Source organism: Chloroflexota bacterium, assembly GCA_016875875.1.
Taxonomy (GTDB): Bacteria; Chloroflexota; Dehalococcoidia; order GIF9; family UBA5629; genus 9FT-COMBO-48-23.
Genome location: VGOP01000001.1, coordinates 171,675 through 187,879 on the forward strand (window position 1 = coordinate 171,675; position 16,205 = coordinate 187,879).

At 50.0% G+C, this 16,205-nt stretch carries 19 protein-coding genes and 9 tRNA genes; 15 read left to right on the forward strand and 13 right to left on the reverse strand.

Going from position 1 to position 16,205, the window contains the following annotated elements:
- Positions 1-134 precede the first annotated feature (134 nt).
- Both FJ023_00780 and FJ023_00785 read left to right on the forward strand, forming a co-directional pair.
- Entirely contained in the window at positions 135-977 is an 843-nt protein-coding gene (locus tag FJ023_00780) for a transketolase (protein MBM4445880.1), read from the forward strand.
- Positions 974-1,924 carry a transketolase family protein gene (locus FJ023_00785; GenBank protein ID MBM4445881.1) on the forward strand — a complete coding sequence of 317 codons (951 nt, stop codon included), beginning with the start codon at positions 974-976 and terminating at the stop codon, positions 1,922-1,924. The genes FJ023_00780 and FJ023_00785 overlap by 4 nt, the downstream gene beginning before the upstream one ends.
- A gap of 377 nt (positions 1,925-2,301) precedes the next feature.
- Here FJ023_00785 and FJ023_00790 read toward each other — a convergent pair whose 3' ends face one another.
- From FJ023_00790 to FJ023_00850, 13 genes are all read right to left on the reverse strand, one after another.
- Positions 2,302-3,150, reverse strand: coding sequence for a restriction endonuclease (locus FJ023_00790; protein MBM4445882.1), 849 nt, complete (start codon positions 3,148-3,150; stop codon positions 2,302-2,304).
- A gap of 321 nt (positions 3,151-3,471) precedes the next feature.
- Positions 3,472-4,203 (reverse strand): sulfite exporter TauE/SafE family protein, encoded by a 732-nt coding sequence (locus FJ023_00795; GenBank protein ID MBM4445883.1) that lies wholly within the window; start codon positions 4,201-4,203, stop codon positions 3,472-3,474.
- An 8-nt stretch (positions 4,204-4,211) separates the two neighbouring features.
- A complete protein-coding gene (locus FJ023_00800) occupies positions 4,212-5,543 on the reverse strand; it encodes an aspartate aminotransferase family protein (GenBank protein MBM4445884.1) in 1,332 nt (443 codons plus the stop codon).
- A gap of 58 nt (positions 5,544-5,601) precedes the next feature.
- The gene (locus tag FJ023_00805) at positions 5,602-6,744 is read right to left on the reverse strand and encodes a DUF819 family protein (protein ID MBM4445885.1); all 1,143 of its coding nucleotides are present in this window, start codon (positions 6,742-6,744) and stop codon (positions 5,602-5,604) included.
- Positions 6,745-7,065: 321 nt separating this feature from the next.
- Complete coding sequence (locus FJ023_00810; protein ID MBM4445886.1) at positions 7,066-7,674, reverse strand: hypothetical protein; 609 nt, start codon at positions 7,672-7,674, stop codon at positions 7,066-7,068.
- A gap of 21 nt (positions 7,675-7,695) precedes the next feature.
- Positions 7,696-7,878: a hypothetical protein gene (locus tag FJ023_00815; GenBank protein ID MBM4445887.1), complete on the reverse strand. Its 183-nt coding sequence runs from the start codon at positions 7,876-7,878 to the stop codon at positions 7,696-7,698.
- 69 nt (positions 7,879-7,947) lie between these two features.
- Positions 7,948-8,030, reverse strand: a tRNA-Leu gene (locus tag FJ023_00820).
- Between the two features lie 17 nt (positions 8,031-8,047).
- Positions 8,048-8,123 (reverse strand) — tRNA-Cys (locus FJ023_00825).
- An 11-nt stretch (positions 8,124-8,134) separates the two neighbouring features.
- Positions 8,135-8,209: transfer RNA gene (locus tag FJ023_00830), tRNA-Gly, on the reverse strand.
- Positions 8,210-8,293: 84 nt separating this feature from the next.
- Positions 8,294-8,380, reverse strand: a tRNA-Leu gene (locus FJ023_00835).
- A gap of 43 nt (positions 8,381-8,423) precedes the next feature.
- Positions 8,424-8,499: transfer RNA gene (locus tag FJ023_00840), tRNA-Trp, on the reverse strand.
- Between the two features lie 17 nt (positions 8,500-8,516).
- Positions 8,517-8,590, reverse strand: a tRNA-Arg gene (locus tag FJ023_00845).
- 12 nt (positions 8,591-8,602) lie between these two features.
- Complete coding sequence (locus FJ023_00850) at positions 8,603-9,049, reverse strand: hypothetical protein (protein MBM4445888.1); 447 nt, start codon at positions 9,047-9,049, stop codon at positions 8,603-8,605.
- Positions 9,050-9,384: 335 nt separating this feature from the next.
- Here FJ023_00850 and FJ023_00855 point away from each other — a divergent pair.
- From FJ023_00855 to FJ023_00915, 13 genes are all read left to right on the forward strand, one after another.
- Positions 9,385-9,457, forward strand: a tRNA-Thr gene (locus FJ023_00855).
- Positions 9,458-9,477: 20 nt separating this feature from the next.
- Positions 9,478-9,563 (forward strand) — tRNA-Tyr (locus FJ023_00860).
- 169 nt (positions 9,564-9,732) lie between these two features.
- Positions 9,733-9,805: transfer RNA gene (locus tag FJ023_00865), tRNA-Thr, on the forward strand.
- 24 nt (positions 9,806-9,829) lie between these two features.
- Positions 9,830-11,029: an elongation factor Tu gene (tuf, locus tag FJ023_00870; protein ID MBM4445889.1), complete on the forward strand. Its 1,200-nt coding sequence runs from the start codon at positions 9,830-9,832 to the stop codon at positions 11,027-11,029.
- 2 nt (positions 11,030-11,031) lie between these two features.
- A complete protein-coding gene (gene rpmG, locus FJ023_00875; protein ID MBM4445890.1) occupies positions 11,032-11,199 on the forward strand; it encodes a 50S ribosomal protein L33 in 168 nt (55 codons plus the stop codon).
- A gap of 27 nt (positions 11,200-11,226) precedes the next feature.
- Positions 11,227-11,430 (forward strand): preprotein translocase subunit SecE, encoded by a 204-nt coding sequence (gene secE, locus FJ023_00880; protein ID MBM4445891.1) that lies wholly within the window; start codon positions 11,227-11,229, stop codon positions 11,428-11,430.
- A 3-nt stretch (positions 11,431-11,433) separates the two neighbouring features.
- Positions 11,434-11,964, forward strand: a complete 531-nt coding sequence (nusG, locus tag FJ023_00885; GenBank protein MBM4445892.1) for a transcription termination/antitermination protein NusG — start codon at positions 11,434-11,436, stop codon at positions 11,962-11,964.
- On the forward strand, positions 11,965-12,387 hold the full coding sequence (gene rplK / locus FJ023_00890) for a 50S ribosomal protein L11 (GenBank protein MBM4445893.1): 423 nt from the start codon (positions 11,965-11,967) through the stop codon (positions 12,385-12,387).
- Between the two features lie 3 nt (positions 12,388-12,390).
- Positions 12,391-13,092 carry a 50S ribosomal protein L1 gene (locus FJ023_00895; protein MBM4445894.1) on the forward strand — a complete coding sequence of 234 codons (702 nt, stop codon included), beginning with the start codon at positions 12,391-12,393 and terminating at the stop codon, positions 13,090-13,092.
- A 168-nt stretch (positions 13,093-13,260) separates the two neighbouring features.
- Positions 13,261-13,785 carry a 50S ribosomal protein L10 gene (locus FJ023_00900; GenBank protein MBM4445895.1) on the forward strand — a complete coding sequence of 175 codons (525 nt, stop codon included), beginning with the start codon at positions 13,261-13,263 and terminating at the stop codon, positions 13,783-13,785.
- A 106-nt stretch (positions 13,786-13,891) separates the two neighbouring features.
- The gene (locus FJ023_00905) at positions 13,892-14,269 is read left to right on the forward strand and encodes a 50S ribosomal protein L7/L12 (protein MBM4445896.1); all 378 of its coding nucleotides are present in this window, start codon (positions 13,892-13,894) and stop codon (positions 14,267-14,269) included.
- 251 nt (positions 14,270-14,520) lie between these two features.
- Positions 14,521-14,793, forward strand: coding sequence for a TIGR04076 family protein (locus FJ023_00910; protein ID MBM4445897.1), 273 nt, complete (start codon positions 14,521-14,523; stop codon positions 14,791-14,793).
- A gap of 213 nt (positions 14,794-15,006) precedes the next feature.
- The gene (locus FJ023_00915) at positions 15,007-16,203 is read left to right on the forward strand and encodes a HAMP domain-containing histidine kinase (GenBank protein ID MBM4445898.1); all 1,197 of its coding nucleotides are present in this window, start codon (positions 15,007-15,009) and stop codon (positions 16,201-16,203) included.
- The last annotated feature ends 2 nt before the right edge of the window (positions 16,204-16,205 follow it).

The following is a 16,205-nucleotide window of genomic DNA, read 5'->3' on the forward strand; positions in this document are numbered from 1 at the left end:
GTAGGAACTTGATATTCTCAACTAAATTTTGATATTTAATGGGGAAGCACGAAGAGGGTGAGGTTGATAATATATGTATAGACATAGGTTGCCTCACTGGCCTATAATTAGTAATCCATTGAGGCATGGCACCTATGGCTGACTTACGAACCAAAGGTAAGTTCGATTTGTCCGTCCCCGAACTTGAGAAGATGGCAAAGCAGTTGCGCCGTCACGTTATCACCATGATAGCCACGGCGGGCAGCGGACATCCCGGCGGTTCTCTTTCTGCTGCCGACATTGTCACTGCCCTTTACTTCAAGGTCATGCGTCATGACCCCAGAAATCCGCAGTGGCCTGACCGAGACCGGTTCGTCCTGAGCAAGGGACATGCCGCCCCTATACTCTACGCTGCACTGGCTGAATGTGGTTACTTTCCCGTTGAGGAGCTGTCCACCTTGAGAAAACTGGGCAGCCGGCTTCAGGGGCACACTGACAGAACATTGACCCCGGGTGTAGAGATGTCGGCCGGCTCTCTGGGGCAGGGCTTGTCTTTCGGCATCGGCGTTGCCCTGGCAGGCAGGCTCGATAAGCGTGGCTATCACACATATGTGCTTCTCGGCGATGGGGAATGTGAGGAAGGGCAAATCTGGGAAGCTGCCATGTCTGCCCCTCACTTCCAGCTAGATAATCTAACGGTTGTAGTCGACCACAATGGGATACAGCTTGACGGTCGATGCTGTGACATCATGGGCCTTGAGTCGCTGGCTGACAAATGGCGGGCTTTTAACTGGCATGTCATCGAGATAGACGGACATGAAATGAAGCAGATTTTGCAGGCTTTGAAAGAGGCCAGGGAAATAAAAGGAAGGCCGACGGTAATCATCGCCAACACGGTCAAGGGCAAAGGCGTCAGCTTTATGGAGGGGAATGTTGATTTTCATGGCAAGGCTCCCAATGCGCAGGAGACTGAGATAGCTTTGAAGGAGCTGGCATGACCGCTTATGCGGAGTTATCCACCCGTGAAGCTTACGGCAAATTCCTGGTGGAACTGGGCCAGGAATATAAAGATATTGTAGTCCTTGATGCTGACCTGTCCCGGTCGACGATGACCAAATACTTCGCCGAGAAATTCCCGGAGCGGTTCTTCCAGTGCGGCTTGGAAGAGCAGAACATGATGAGCATTGCCGCCGGGCTGGCAGCAACGGGTAAGATACCGTTCGTCAGCACCTTTGCCGTTTTTGCTGCCTGCCGCTGTTTTGACCAGGTCAGGGTATGCATCGCCCAGCCCAAACTTAACGTGAAGATTGTAGCTACTCACGGCGGCATCACCGTGGGTGAAGACGGCGCTTCGCATCATGCCATCGAAGACCTGGCGCTCTATTGCTCCCTGCCCGGGTTTAATGTCGTCGTTCCGGCTGATGCCATCGAGACGGTTGAGGCGGTAAGAGTTGCCGCAGCTACCGAAGGCCCCTTTTATATCAGGCTCGGCCGTCCCAAATTCCCACCAGTTTATACCGAGGGCTACCGCTTCAATTTAGGCAAGGCGGTGACAATGAGAGACGGCAAAGATGCCACCATTATCGCCTGCGGCATTATGGTTTCCAAGGCCTTGGAGGCGGCTAACGTGCTGGCATCGCAGGGCATAGACTGTCGGGTGCTCAACATGCCCACCTTAAAGCCGCTGGATGAGCCAGCTATTATTGCAGCCGCTACGCAGACGGGGGCTATTGTAGTTGCCGAAGAGCATCTGCTTCACGGCGGCCTGGGCAGCCTGGTAGCTCTGGTGGTAGCCAGAGAAAAGCCGGTGCCCATGGGCTTTATCGGCATCAAAGACGTCTATACCAAATCAGGTAAGCCCGACGAACTTCTCCAGAAAAATGGCCTTACCGCCGGAGCCATTGAGCAGGCGGTGAAAGTACTTGGCATTAGGAGACGTGGCTAACTATAGCTTGAATCCCGTGGGTCGTATTTCGGGCTACAAGGTACTCACTAAGCGTGTGTACTAAAATTAGACAATCAGGGCTATTCTGGCGTAGACCTGCGGTGGGTTTTGACTTGTCGAGTTTTGCGTACTCCACCTGGCTTCTTTCGTTTATGTCCCCGTACATGAACTATTTTCTTGCCCTTTGTAGTCTTACCCATCAGAGCCACCTTTTATCCTTTTGCTGTGTGATATACTCTACCACATCTGTGTATTGCTTTTGCATTGATTTGATCAGAGCCTTCTGAACTCTTTGAGTATTTTCCCCCAGCTGTTCCATGTATTGCGTGTACAATGTCAAGCGAGATTGGCGTTCTCGTTTGAATGGGGTGTGTTCTTTACTTTTTAATTACCCAATTAGCAATGCTGTGGTAAGAGGACTTAAGTTTGTCTGCTATCCACTGTCGAAACGTGGGGAATCTTATTAAACAAGCAACTAAGATTGCTATGGCTGTTGAAAAAACAATCTTTGCCCAAATATGCACTGCGACGTATTGCCAAATCTTAGGCCACAGTACCAAAGCGAACAACGCAAGGCTCAGGACAATAATGGCAATACGCTCATAATTAATTTGGTTCTTGTCTTCCATCTTGCCCGTATCAATAGGAGCAGTACTATTGCCATATGATTCAGAAGTGTCTTTCCCACCGAAGTAGGCTTGCTCGATTTGGTCCTTCAGTCTGTCCCAATCCCACAGTTCTACATTGGTTTTGGTAGCATACTTTTTGGCGTCTTTAGTAAATGACGACGTGGTAATACATATGGCTTTGTTGCATCGATAGTATCCCCGTGCCCCGCATACCTCTTGAACTGCTTTAACGCCCGCTCGATTTCCTTTTGCGAACAGCTTGGTTTGTACGGCAATTTTTGTGTCATTCTTCGTCGCGATAATGTCTGCGCCCTTGTCTCCTTTAAATACGGTGGTTTCGGCCTCATAGTCCGAGTCTTTGAACAATTGGCAAATGAACTCCTCGAAGTCACGGGGGGACATATCCGCAAACCTGATTGCTATTCTCCTCCTTATCTTGTCCAAATGGCCTGCATTAGGACTCACTCGAAAAACCCTCGCCTTTTGTTGATATTGTATGTCTTCTCCTACAGATGCAGCTGTACCTGCTTTTGGTTTGGCAAATACGACTGAATGCCACAATTTGTGCATGTTGTACATACGGAGTTCCAAAAGCAACTAGGACTCCCTTATCGGGACATTGAAGGATTCGCTGCACGTTCCCCCTCCTACCCGTTGTTTGAACACACCGTCAAATCGTTCTATCAGATATGATGTGCCATGACAATTATACATCAACTCAAAGCAGAATAGAATACGCTGTACTCATGCACACATTTTCATAGGATAAGACAAGCAGCTACGATTAATAATAAATGACTATTAATATATTACATAAAGCTAGTTGCTGGGCAAAGTAGCTTGGCTTGTCAAGCAGATTGGGTGGAGCCTTAAGCAAGGTTGATATACCGAGGGAGGGACTCGGACTTACACCCTTTATCAGACCTGTATTAACAGAAACAAGCCACTGAAAAAGAGAAGTGTGTAAGTCAGCACCTTGAACCAGAACTCCTTGACGTGAATCAAGCTGCCTACAATGATACCTATTGCCAGTCCGGGCAGCACCATGGCTGTCATCCCCAGTTTAGCCAAGTCCATCTGCCCTCCCACCAGGAAGCCGATGATTAATCCCACGTTAAGCATAAGCCAGAGCATGGACAGAGTGGCGCGGAAGATTTCCTGCGTACTGAACTGACGGCTGGCATAGTACACAATCGGTGGACCTCCGGTGGCGAACAAGCCGTGGAAAATACCGCCGCCGATAAGAAGGGGAACGCGATAGCACCAGCGTAGCTGACCGCCGGGCGCCTTCTTGATGAAGAGTATAGCCAGCTCGGCAAGAGACACGATGATAATAAAGCCGCCAAGCACCGCCTTCAGCGTATCTTCATTGGCGATTTCTCTGCTGAATATGCCGATGACCATGCCTGCTGCGGCTAGCGGCAGTATAAACAGCAACAGGATGCGCCAATCGATGTAACGGTACCATCTGGCTACCAGCCAGATGCTCTGCAATAAGCCAAGGACGACCAGCATCGGCACCAGTGTCTCCAGAGGCAGTAGGTGAATGCCCAGAGCCAGGGCGATTAGGGTGGAGCCGAAGCCCAGTATGGTCTCGGCAGTGTGCGCCAGGACAAGTATGCAGCCCAGAAGGAAAAGCGTCAAAGCCATGGCATCAGTTAGTGGACACGGTAAAGGTCGTTCAGGTATTGCACGGCAAAATCCTTGGCCATGCCGCGGTCAGGCATGGAGCCTATCATACCGTACATGGCAGCCTCGCCGGTGATATCCTCTGGTTTCAGCTTTGCCACTTCTTTGACTGCGGCGCGCAAATCAGCCAAGAAAGGTTCCACGATGGTGGCATGAATTGGAGAGATGGTCATATGCAGGCAGGGTGGTAAATGCTGGCTATCGATGTACCACCGGTATTCCTTCATCTTCTCGCCCAGGGCAAAGATATTGAGCACATCGCTACCGATGGCAAACACGGTAGCCAGCGGTTTCCCCAGCACATATAGCTCAGGGATGGATTCTATGCCTTCGAGTAGCCTTTTCGTCGCCTCCATGCTTTTCTTAGCCAGATTCGTGTAGCCTTCCATTCCAAGGTATTTCAGTGCTGCCCAGCTCGAGGCTATGGGGCCGCCCGGCCTGGAGCCGGAGACGTTAGGGGTAGCATAGACGCCGCCGGGCCAGTCGGCATAGGCGAAAATCTGGTATTGCCTGAGATCTGGATTCCGGTACAGTATCACCGATGCCCCCTTGGGCGTGAAGCCGTACTTGTGGATGTCAGCCGATATGGAGCACACGCCCGGGATTTGAAAATCGAAGGTCGGTATGGGATAGCCCAGCTTGTTAACGAAAGGCAGCACCAGGCCGCCGACACAGGCATCCACGTGCATCCAGATGTCGTTCTTGGCTGCCACCTCGGCCAGGTCTTCTATAGGGTCGATGATACCATGAGGATATGACGGCGCAGAGCCTACCATCATGACCGTATTTGTGGTGATAGCCTGGCGCATGGCATCTACGTCGGCAGCCAGGGTTTTCTTGTCCGTGGGCACAATCACGGTCCTCAGCCCCAGATAGTGTGCAGCTTTGTTAAAGGCTGGGTGCGCAGAAAGCGGCATTAGCAGCTCGGGATGGGTAATGTGGGGTTTCCTGGCGCGGGCATATTCGCGCACTGCCTTGACTGCCACCATGATGCTCTCCGAACCGCCGGAGGTCATGTTGCCCACCGTATCAGATTTGCCGTGGAATAAGTTTGCCATCATGGAGGCAACCTCGGTCTCCATCTTCAGCAGACTGGGAAAGGCAAAGGGGCTGAGGCCGTTTTCCACCACAAACATGGTATAGGCTTCCTCGGTTACTCTGGCTGCGTCTTCACCAGCATTGAAGATAAGGCTGAACATACGTCCATGCTTCCAGTCGCTATCGCCCGATTTCAGCGAGCGCAGAGTAGACAGAAGCTCCTCTCGGGGCGTTCCTTTCTGGGGAAATTCAATGCTAGCCATGGCTTTGCTCCTTCCTTGCTTCAGATGAGCCTAACAGGAGATTATCCGGTATTTAAAATCAGAACGTGTGCAGGATATAGGCTACGGCAATACCCAGGTAAGTGCCTATAACCCAGCCGATGATGCCGGTGATGACGCCAGAAACGATGACCTCCTTGTTCTTTAAGGCAGCTGCCACCATGGGAACAAAAGGCGGTGAATAGAGACCAGCTACAGAGGTAATGATGACAGTATCGGCATCGATTTTGGCGAGGGCAGAAAGTGCCACGTGTACTGCAACGGAGACGAGATAGACGAAAGCCACCAGTCCTATCATGGCAGGTGCAGTATTCAGCAACTTCTGAACGTCAGCCATAGAGCTGACCACCAGACAGAATATCAGTATCAAGTATTGACCGAGCTGGAAGGTCATGGGGATGCGCCTGATAGCTGGAATGAAAGAGAATGCTATCCCCAGCGTAGAAACCGTTAGTATGGCTACTACCATGGCGAACTCCTGGGGAACCACTAAGGTCAGCGCAGCACCGACGGCAAAGATGCCGACGGCGATGCCAAAAGCGCCCAGCAGCGGCAGTATCACTTTGCGCTGGAATATGCCGGCATAAGAGTCGAAATTAGCCTGTTCCTGGTTCTGACTCTCGTCTCCCAGGTGTTGGAATGGCGGTAAGAACTTGAGCAGAATCCTTTGCAGGACAGTGATTACTATGAGCAGCCAGATGGCACCTATAATTACGTCGGAGGCGTGGGTTGCCACGTAGACCGTGGGGTCGATATTGAGCGCTGTGCCGATAGCTGCCAGGTTGGGTGTGCCGCCGGTATAGACACCGATAAGCATACCGGATACCTTCCATGTCTCCTCGCCTATCAGAGACCTGAATATAAAATAACCGGCACAGACAACTATCACCACTGACAGAACCACGAAAGTGAATGACAGCAGCGATTTACCGGCTAGTCTCGACCATTTCTTGATATCTATGGAGAAAAAGATGAGGGGTATGGCCAGGGGGATGACTAGAGTCATCAACGTATCCTGTACGCCGAAGATGTTTTCGGGCAGGATACCGATGTTGCCGATAATGATGCCAACGGCGTAACAGATGACTACGGCACCAAGCTTATTGAGAACGGGGAACCTCTGGCACAGATAGATGACCAGGGCTGGAAATAGGACGAAGAATATGGCCCAGAAGATGTTCACAGCATACCTCCTTTGAAGTTTAAGCTGATGCTAACCATTGCACCTGTGCTATACAGAAAGGCATTATATCATGTCAATGAACCGTGAAACCATACTAATTAGCAGGCACTGGATGCAACCAGTCTGCGTGGTCACGGCAGAATTCATTTGTTCCAGGTAGGACATGGCGAAAGGTCTGCAGATTACAAGATACCATAGGTGCAGTCAGGGGCTGATTAACAGTTTGTATATGGGAGGTAATAGTGCCGCGGGAGGGACTCGAATCCACATCTCCTCGGGGAGAGCTCGATGTTTGCGGCAGACTGCCGCAGGCTAGATGGCTCAGCCGCCGCCGAAACCTACCTTGACCTCGTCTCCGCTGACTAGAATGGGCACTATGCCCTTGCCGCCAGATAGACGCATGACCTTTTCGATGGCCTTGGGATTGTTTTCAGTGCTGATTTCCTCATAGGACACGCCGCGCTCCTCGAGGTCCTGCTTGGCTGCAGCGCAGTAGGGACAACCTGGCGTGGTGTAGATAACTACCTTCTGTGGCACTGTGGCGACCTTCCGCTTCTCATCCAGCTCATAGAGCTTCTCGATGACGAACTGCACATAGTTGTCGCATTTATCCTTCCAGATTCCAGACTCCTGGAACTGCTGGTATCCGCCGGGCTTGGAGAAGTCTATACCAACCAGGTCAAGGCAGATGATGGTACCGAACCTTTTGGTGAAACTCCTGACCAGTTCGTTAGCATCCTGGCGTGCATCGAGCCGCGCCTGCTTTGCCTTCTGCTTGTCTTCTGATGAGCAGCGATGGTGCAGTCCCAGATACACTGCCCCGGAAGATATGGCTCCACAGGGTGCTTGTTGCTGGCCACCTATGCCACCGGTGAAAGCGATGCCTGGCCAGAGCAGGTCTTCATTGCCTAGTTCGTAGGCTTCCCACATAACTTGCAGGACTGCGGGGCCTCAGTGATAGCCGCGGTGCATGAGCTCGAGAGCGCGCTCCTTGGCCTCTTGTAACGACATCTTAAGCGTCATAGCTTCATCCTTCTCCAGTGTTTTGACTAGGATTGCTGCAGTAGTAACTGTGGTTATGTTAATCTCTCTGCCCGCCGGTGTCAAGGAATCCGAGAAGCCGGCAAAGGCCAATGTTGCAACGCAGTGTCAGGGGGAATATTCTGTTAACCGGTCACCAGGGTAGGGTTAACGGAACTAAAGTGCCGAGGGAGGGACTCGAACCCACACCTCCTTGCGGAGAGCGGATTTTAAGTCCGCCGCGTCTGCCATTCCGCCACCTCGGCAAGAGGTGAGCAAAAAGTGGAGGCGGCGAGCGGATTTGAACCGCTGAATAGGGGTTTTGCAGACCCCCGCCTTAACCACTTGGCTACGCCGCCTTAAATTACTTTGGAGCGGAAGACGAGATTCGAACTCGCGACCTTCTCCTTGGCAAGGAGACGTTCTACCACTGAACTACTTCCGCACGTTGTTACTATAGCAAGTGTATTATATGAAAGTGTTTGTCAACAATATGTTTCTTTAGTAAATATTCTAATTATATCAAAAATGGTGCCGAGGAGGAGATTTGAACTCCTACGGGCTTACGCCCACCACCCCCTCAAGATGGCGTGTCTACCTATTCCACCACCTCGGCACTTAACTCCCACAGCATCCTCGATTTTGCAGGTATTCAACACTGGCAGGGGCGGCAGGATTCGAACCCGCGACCTGCGGTTTTGGAGACCGCTGCTCTACCAATTGAGCTACACCCCTGTATTCTGAAATCCCAGTACCCCTGGGGCGATTCGAACGCCCGACACGCGGTTTAGGAAACCGCTGCTCTATCCATCTGAGCTACAGGGGCAGCAAGCTAAGTTTAGTACCGCGCCTTCTTGATTACGTACCCCTCTGGGGTAATGACCCTTTCCAGCTGCATTCCCGGGCCAGGCACTGTTTCCTCCTCTGCTTCTTCTGCCTCTTCTTCCCGTTCAGGTTCCTCTCTAACTGCAGCCCTTTTAGGAGCCACGGCTCTGCCCTCAGTGCTAGTAGGTAAGGCTTTCTTTGGCCTCTGCCTGAGTTCCTTTAAAGCCGTATCCAAATCCTGGAGAATCTCTACAATTCGGCTCTCAACCATAGCGTTGGAGTCGTCTGTCGCCATATTTTCGATCTGAGTAACATAGTCCTGGAGTCTAAAGCTCTGCTCCTCCAACTCTTTAATCTGCTCAGCCAGCTTATTTGCCATAGACTGTATCTCCGGAATCTCCGAATCGAGGAGATTTTTGACAATATTCCTGACTTTATCCCTCCGAGGCTTTCTTGCCATCTTCGTAACCTTCCTTAATATTTTGGCGGAACCTAGTCTTTCTAGGGTTAACTTGTGTTGTATTTCATACCCCGCCTGTCAACTAATTATAACAACGGGACATTGTCAATGCAACAGACTCAAGTGGTTGAGATGGCTAGCAGGTATAATTCCTTGACTTTTGCCATAGCTTTTTCTATACTAACAGCCCGTAGCTAGTATCCCATGAAAAATTCGCTTCGCTCTTTTTCATGGGAACCCCAGAGAAGCCATTGAGCAATTCTGGCTCTTGGAATACGAAGTTCTTAAAGGGTCAATAGCTAACTGACATTGGGTGTCTGGTGGGTTATAATCTTGCCCGAGTGGCGCAATGGTAGCGCAACCGACTTGTAATCGGTAGGTTAGTGGGTTCGACTCCCCTCTCGGGCTTTGGCTTTAGGGTTGGGTTGGGAGGGGTGCCGGAGTGGACAATCGGAGCAGACTGTAAATCTGCCGCCTTTAGGCTACGTAGGTTCGAATCCTACCCCCTCCACCATCTTGGAGATTTGTTTAAGGCAGCTCCGTTTAATGTAGTTGCGACCCTTTAGGGTCGCATTGGCGAGGCTAAAGCCTCGCTGCTACAAAGTACTATTGTGTTTGAGATTTTGCGGCTTTAATAAAATAGTGTATAATTTAAAGCCATACTGTATAATATATGGAAATTTGCCCACATAGCTCAGCAGGTAGAGCACGTTCTTGGTAAGAACGGGGTCACCAGTTCGAATCTGGTTGTGGGCTGTGTAAAGAAGGAGGTTTTGTAAAATGGCAAAGAAGGTCTTTCAGCGTACTAAACCCCATCTCAATGTGGGGACAATAGGCCACGTTGATCATGGTAAGACGACTTTGACTTCGGCGATTACTTTATGTCTATCTAAGCAAGGAGATACTCAATTCCGTGCCTTCGATTCCATAGACAACGCACCTGAAGAGAAGGCGCGTGGCTTGACAATTGCTATTGCTCATATTGAATATGAGACTGCAAAACGGCACTACGCTCACGTGGATTGTCCGGGGCATGCCGACTATATCAAGAATATGATAACTGGTGCGGCTCAGATGGACGGGGCAGTACTGGTGGTTAGTGCACCTGATGGTCCAATGCCTCAGACACGTGAGCATATTCTTCTGGCTCGGCAGGTAGAGGTGCCCAGTATACTGGTGGCATTGAACAAGGTAGATATGATGGAAGACCCGGAGCTGCTGGACCTTGTTGAGCTTGAAGTAAGAGACCTGCTGTCCAAATACCAATTTCCGGGAGATAAGACTCCTATTGTCCGGGTGAGTGCCCTTAAGGCACTGGAATGTGGTTGTGGTAAGCGAGATTGCGAGTGGTGCGGCAAAATCCTGCAGTTGGCTGATGCTATTGATGAATGGGTGCCGCTTCCGGTCAGACCTAAGGATAAGCCCTTCTTGATGCCGGTAGAGGACGTATTCGGCATCAAGGGGCGTGGCACTGTAGCCACGGGCAGGGTGGAGCGAGGTGTGGTTAAGACGGGAGATGAGATCGAGATTGTAGGCATAAAAGATACACGTAAGACTGTGGTAACCGGGGTGGAGATGTTCCATAAGACCCTGGAGATAGGAGAGCCTGGAGATGCTGTCGGCTGCTTACTCAGGGGCATAGAGCGTGAGGATATAGAAAGAGGCCAGGTTTTGGCAGCACCGGGATCGGTTACGCCACATACGCATTTCGAGGCTCAGGTCTATGTACTAACCAAGGAAGAGGGCGGTCGGCACACTCCGTTCTTTAACGGCTATAAGCCTCAGCTCTATATCAGGACGCTGGACATTACTGGAACTGCGGAGTTGCCTAAAGGTGTGGAGATGGTCATGCCTGGTGACGACATAAAAATGACCATAAAGCTTATTTACCCCGTAGCTTTGGAGGCGGGACTGCGTTTTGCCATTCGAGAGGGAGGCAAGACCGTCGGAGCTGGGGTCATCGGTAAAATCCTTGAATAAACATGGCAAAGAAAGGTGAGTTGCGTGGTATCATTCATCTGGCTTGCACTGAATGCCAGGAGAGAACATATACCACCGATAAGAATAAACAGAATGACCCTCAGCGGTTGGAGCTGAGGAAATATTGCCCTCGTTGCCGTAGTCATACGCTCCATCGGGAGACTAAGTAATCCTTGACCAAGAAGAGTCAGCCTCAAATTATCGCCAAGAAAAGGTCTCGTTTTGCTTTTATTGGTGATATTATAGGTGAGTTGAGGAAGGTAACCTGGCCGTCAAGGCGGGATACCATACGGCTGACAATCATGGTCCTCATTGTATGTGTTGCGGTAGGGCTCTTTTTGGGGGCGCTTGACTATGGCTTTGCTGAGTTGGTGGCTAAAGTGCTTTTAGGTGGGGGTTAGACTGTGAAGAATGGCGACAAACGGTGGTATATCGTGCATACTTACTCCGGTTATGAAGACCGTGTTCAGAAGGCTTTAGAACAGCGGATTAAGTTTATGGATGCTGAGGATAAGATATTCAAGATCAAGATACCAATTGAGGAGGAGATTGAGATCAGAAGTGGGCAGCGGCGCACGGTGACCAAGAAGGTCTTTCCTGGGTATGTTTTGGTGCAGATGCAGATGGATGATGACAGTTGGAATGTGGTGCGTAATACGCCTGGTATAACTGGCTTTGTTGGCAGCGGGAACAAACCAACACCTCTGACTGAAGAGGAGGTCAATGCTATCCTTCAGAAGGCTGGAGGCGCACCCCAGGTTAAAGTGGGCTTCAGGAAGGGAGAGAGTGTTCGTGTGGTTGATGGTCCTTTTACTGACTTCGTTGGGGTGGTTGATGAAATAAGTGTGGCGAAGGGGAAGGTAAAAGTGATGCTGACTCTTTTCGGGCGAGAGACATCTGTGGAACTTGACTTTTTACAGGTGCAGAGGTTATAGATGGCAAAAAAGGTTAAGGCTATTATTAAACTTCAGATTGAAGCAGGTAAAGCTACCCCAGCGCCTCCAGTTGGTCCGGCGTTAGGGCAGCATGGAGTCAATATTATGGCTTTCTGCAAGGATTATAACGAGCAGACTAGCTCCCAGGCAGGGTCTATTGTTCCGGTGGAGATAACTGTATATGAAGACAGGTCATTCATTTTCATCACTAAAACACCGCCGGCATCTGACCTGCTAAAAAAAGCCTTAAGTATTGAGAAAGGTAGCAGCACTACGGGCCAGCAAAATGTGGGCACATTGTCTCGCGAAAAGGTCTATGAGATTGCCCGAATTAAGATGAAGGACTTAAATGCGGTAGACGTTGAAGGAGCAGCGCGGATTATTGAAGGCACCGCTCGCAGCATGGGAATTGACGTGGAGTAAATTATGGTATTTCGAGGGAAAAAATATAAAGAAGCAACTAAACTCCTTGATAGAGAGAACGCATATGCGCCTCGTGAGGCTGTTGAACTGGCTAAAAAAGCTGCCTTTGCTGGCTTTGATGAGACAGTCGAGCTGCACTTGAGGATGGGTGTCGACCCTAGAAGTGCTGACCAGCAGGTGCGAGGCATAGCCCTTCTACCTAATGGTTTAGGTAAGAAGGTTCGGATTCTCGTCTTTGCCCAGGGTGAAGCAGCTAGAGCTGCTGAAGAGGCTGGGGCTGATTACGTTGGCAGCGATGACATTGTTAAGAAGATTGAAGATGGCTGGCTTGACTTTGATGTGGGTATAGCCACTCCGGATATGATGGGGAAAGTTGGAAAGCTGGGTAAAATACTGGGGCGTAGAGGATTAATGCCCAATCCTAAGTCAGGTACAGTTGTGGTTGGAGAAGATGTGCCTAGGGCTATTGCCGAAGCTCGCAAAGGTCGGGTGGAATTTCGGCTGGACAGGACAGCGATTATTCATGTGCCCATCGGAAAGGCGAGCTTTGAAGAAACTAAGCTTCTAGAAAACCTAACCGCGCTGGTGGAAGCTGTAATGAAGGCTAAACCTGGGGGGGCCAAGGGGCAATACATTAAAAGTGCTTTCCTGACAACTACCATGGGGCCCGGTATTAGACTTGACCTGAGGCCTCTGATATCGTGATTTTGGGCCCTGAGCTCTTTATGAATTGAATAGCAGACTTCTTTTTCGTGCCCATGACAGCAGGTGCCGGAGGGCTTAAAGAATATGCCTGCCGAGGTACCTTTGTTTGGCGGGTTTTAGGTCCTTGTGTCACGGCACAAGGACTTTTTAATTTTCAGGAGTGTGACTATGTTGAAAGAAAAAAAAGAACAGATGATAGATGAGCTGGCTGGAAGCTTGTCTCGGTGCACCATTGCTGTGGCCACTGATTATCGTGGGCTTACGGCAAAGGAAATGGTGCAGTTGCGTCGGCGTTTAACCGAGCTGGGTATAGAGTATAGAGTGATAAAAAACACCCTTACGCTGTTTGCCGCCGAGAGAGCTGGCAAAAAGCAGCTAGGAGCATTGCTAACTGGACCCGTGGCTATAGCTTTTGGCTACGATGATGTGATTAAGCCAGCTCAGGTTTTGAGAGAGCATATTCGCTCTACAGGCTCGGTGCTGAAAATCAAAGGTGGCATTCTTGGTGATAGGCTGCTTACCGCCGAGGATATCGCTAATCTGGCTACTATACCGCCCAAGGATGTTCTAGTTGCAAGGCTGGTGGGACAGTTACAAGCCCCGCTGCAAGCTTTACATAACGTTTTAAGTGCACCTTTGCGTGGTCTTTTGAATGTGATGCAAGCAAGAGTTCAACAAGTTGAAGGAGGATGAAATGTCACAGGAACAAATTGAGTCAGAACAACCTAAGGTCGAAGAAGAACCAAAGGCTAAGAAGCAATCTAAGGCTAAGGAGACTTCATCAACAGGAGCTAAAGCGATGACAAAGGAAGACATTATAGCTGTAGTGAAGAATATGACCGTGTTGGAGTTAGCCGAATTGGTTAAGGCTCTGGAGGACGAATTTGGGGTGACTGCAGCGGCACCGATGGCTATGGCACCTGTAGCTGCGGGGGCACCAGCAGCGGCAGCAGCCGAGGAGGAAAAATCGGAGTTCACCGTAATCCTGAAGGAAATCGGCGAGAATAAAATCAATGTGATTAAGGCGGTGCGAGAGGTGACCACTCTGGGTCTAAAAGAGGCTAAAGATTTGGTGGAGAGTGCCCCTAAACCAGTCAAAGAAGGTGTCAATAAGGATGAAGCGGCTTCTATCAAGAAGAAGCTTGAGGAAGCTGGGGCCAAGGTGGAGGTTAAATAGGGTAGTACGATTAGCCCTAGTTTTGGACGGCATCATTGTAGGGACAGACCTAGAGATAGTTTAATGTTATTGCGAGGGGCGTAAGCCCCGAAGCAATCCCAGAGATTGCCGCGCTTCGCTCGCAGTGACAGGACGGAATTGTTAAATGCTCTCAGACTTGAGGGTCTGTCCTTTGATTTTCTGTCAATCGCTAGCCAGTTTTGGCCTAAATGGTCTAAGATTGAGTCCAGTTAAAGTTAAGGGGGGTTAATATGGCTGAAGTGGAATTCTACGAAGTGACTGCTGAGGTAATATCTCAAAAAGGCACCTGCACTTTGGGTCACAAGGCTGGTGACAAGTTTCTCATTGCGGATAAGACTCCACCTGGCATGTGCGCCTGGGCGTTTTACACGCTTTTCCCTTTTATTTCAGCTCTGCAGTTTGGTGGCTCTTTCCCGTGGGAAGAGGACCGAGATAAGGCTACAGTCGCTTGCCCAGACCCGGCAAATCCCGTCGTTTTCGAGTTGAAGCGTTTGCGGAAATAGTTTGTTGCTCGTTCAACTCGAAGCAGCTCAGCCATGGGGTAAGCTGTTATCCTGCAGCATCCGGCGTGAGAGATGGTTGTAATTTCCTAAATAATACCTAGAAGGCTTGACAAACCTCTGCTGTTATGTATACGCTTTAGACTTAAGTTAAACAATTCCTTCATCTGTTGAGCGTCTGGCTATCGTAGTCGGGCATCGGTGGTAATTGGGCAGATGGAAGCAGAACAATGCTATAAAGTACTCTATGATATAGCACAGAAACTTAACTCCAAATTGGCACCCGAAGAGGTGCTGCGAACTATTGTGGAGAGCATCCGTGATGCCGCAGACGTTAAAGGATGCTCGTTAATGTTGCTAACCCCAGACCGTCAAGAATTAATACATAGCGTAGCTTGTGGGCTGAGTAATTGGTATGTACGAAAAGGGCCGGTAAGAGTAGATGCGGCTATAGCACAGGCTCTTGATGGTAAACCGGTGGCAGTCCTTGATGCTACCACTGATACGCGGGTTCAGTACAAGGAACAGGCAAAAAAGGAGGGTGTGGTGTCTATGCTTTCCCTGCCTCTTACGCGGCGTGGGCAGGTCATTGGTATTGTACGTATTTATACTTCGGAGCTGCGCCGGTTTTCTGACCAAGAGATAGATTTCTTTAGTGTCCTGGCTAATCTAGGGGCTGTTGCCTTGGAGAGAGCAGAGTTGCTAGAAGAAGAAAAAAGGCAGTTTCTTCGCTTTGTCAGCATTGCCGCCCATGACTTGAAAGCTCCTCTTGCTGCCATACAGACTTTCTTGGGAGTGATACTGGATGGTCTTGCTGGGGATTTGAACGAGAAGCAAAGACACATGATGCAAAGAGCCAGCCAGAGAATTAATGAACTTCTCAATCTTATAAGCAATCTGCTGGATATTCCTCGCATTGAGCTGGGCCAGTTAGTTCAGGAGATGACGGAGGTATCGCTGGCTCAAGTGATAGATAGCTTTATTGAAGAAGGCTCCAGCCTAGCGGAGCAGAAGGGGCTAAGATTCTCGGCGCATATACAGCCAAATCTGTCTTGTGTATATGGTGCGCCTATCAGGCTGAAGCAAGTGATAACCAATCTGGTGAATAATGCCATTAACTATACTGACGAAGGTGAAGTGGTTATGAGGGTGATGGAGACAGACAGCGAGATTTTGGTGGAGGTGGCCGATACGGGCTGTGGCATTCCTCCTGATGACATACCAAGGCTATTTAAAGACTTCTTCCGTGGCAGCAACGCTGGGCCTAAAGGGACAGGCTTAGGCTTATCTATCTCGAGGAGAATTGTAGAAGCTCATGGTGGCAAGATATGGGCTGAAAGTCCCTGTGCTGAAACCGGCAAAGGCAGCAAGTTCTGCTTTACGCTCCCCAGAAAAGCGAAAGTAGCTGCATAATC

Coding starts and splice junctions, on each gene's coding strand:
- rplK (MBM4445893.1), top strand. CDS start 11,965: ATGGCAAAAAAGGTTAAGGCTATTATTAAACTTCAGATTGAAGCAGGT.
- FJ023_00795 (MBM4445883.1), bottom strand. CDS start 4,203: ATGGCTTTGACGCTTTTCCTTCTGGGCTGCATACTTGTCCTGGCGCAC.
- FJ023_00900 (MBM4445895.1), top strand. CDS start 13,261: ATGTTGAAAGAAAAAAAAGAACAGATGATAGATGAGCTGGCTGGAAGC.
- FJ023_00780 (MBM4445880.1), top strand. CDS start 135: ATGGCTGACTTACGAACCAAAGGTAAGTTCGATTTGTCCGTCCCCGAA.
- FJ023_00785 (MBM4445881.1), top strand. CDS start 974: ATGACCGCTTATGCGGAGTTATCCACCCGTGAAGCTTACGGCAAATTC.
- FJ023_00850 (MBM4445888.1), bottom strand. CDS start 9,049: ATGGCAAGAAAGCCTCGGAGGGATAAAGTCAGGAATATTGTCAAAAAT.
- FJ023_00910 (MBM4445897.1), top strand. CDS start 14,521: ATGGCTGAAGTGGAATTCTACGAAGTGACTGCTGAGGTAATATCTCAA.
- tuf (MBM4445889.1), top strand. CDS start 9,830: ATGGCAAAGAAGGTCTTTCAGCGTACTAAACCCCATCTCAATGTGGGG.
- FJ023_00810 (MBM4445886.1), bottom strand. CDS start 7,674: ATGTGGGAAGCCTACGAACTAGGCAATGAAGACCTGCTCTGGCCAGGC.
- FJ023_00895 (MBM4445894.1), top strand. CDS start 12,391: ATGGTATTTCGAGGGAAAAAATATAAAGAAGCAACTAAACTCCTTGAT.
- FJ023_00800 (MBM4445884.1), bottom strand. CDS start 5,543: ATGGCTAGCATTGAATTTCCCCAGAAAGGAACGCCCCGAGAGGAGCTT.
- FJ023_00905 (MBM4445896.1), top strand. CDS start 13,892: ATGACAAAGGAAGACATTATAGCTGTAGTGAAGAATATGACCGTGTTG.
- FJ023_00915 (MBM4445898.1), top strand. CDS start 15,007: ATGGAAGCAGAACAATGCTATAAAGTACTCTATGATATAGCACAGAAA.
- rpmG (MBM4445890.1), top strand. CDS start 11,032: ATGGCAAAGAAAGGTGAGTTGCGTGGTATCATTCATCTGGCTTGCACT.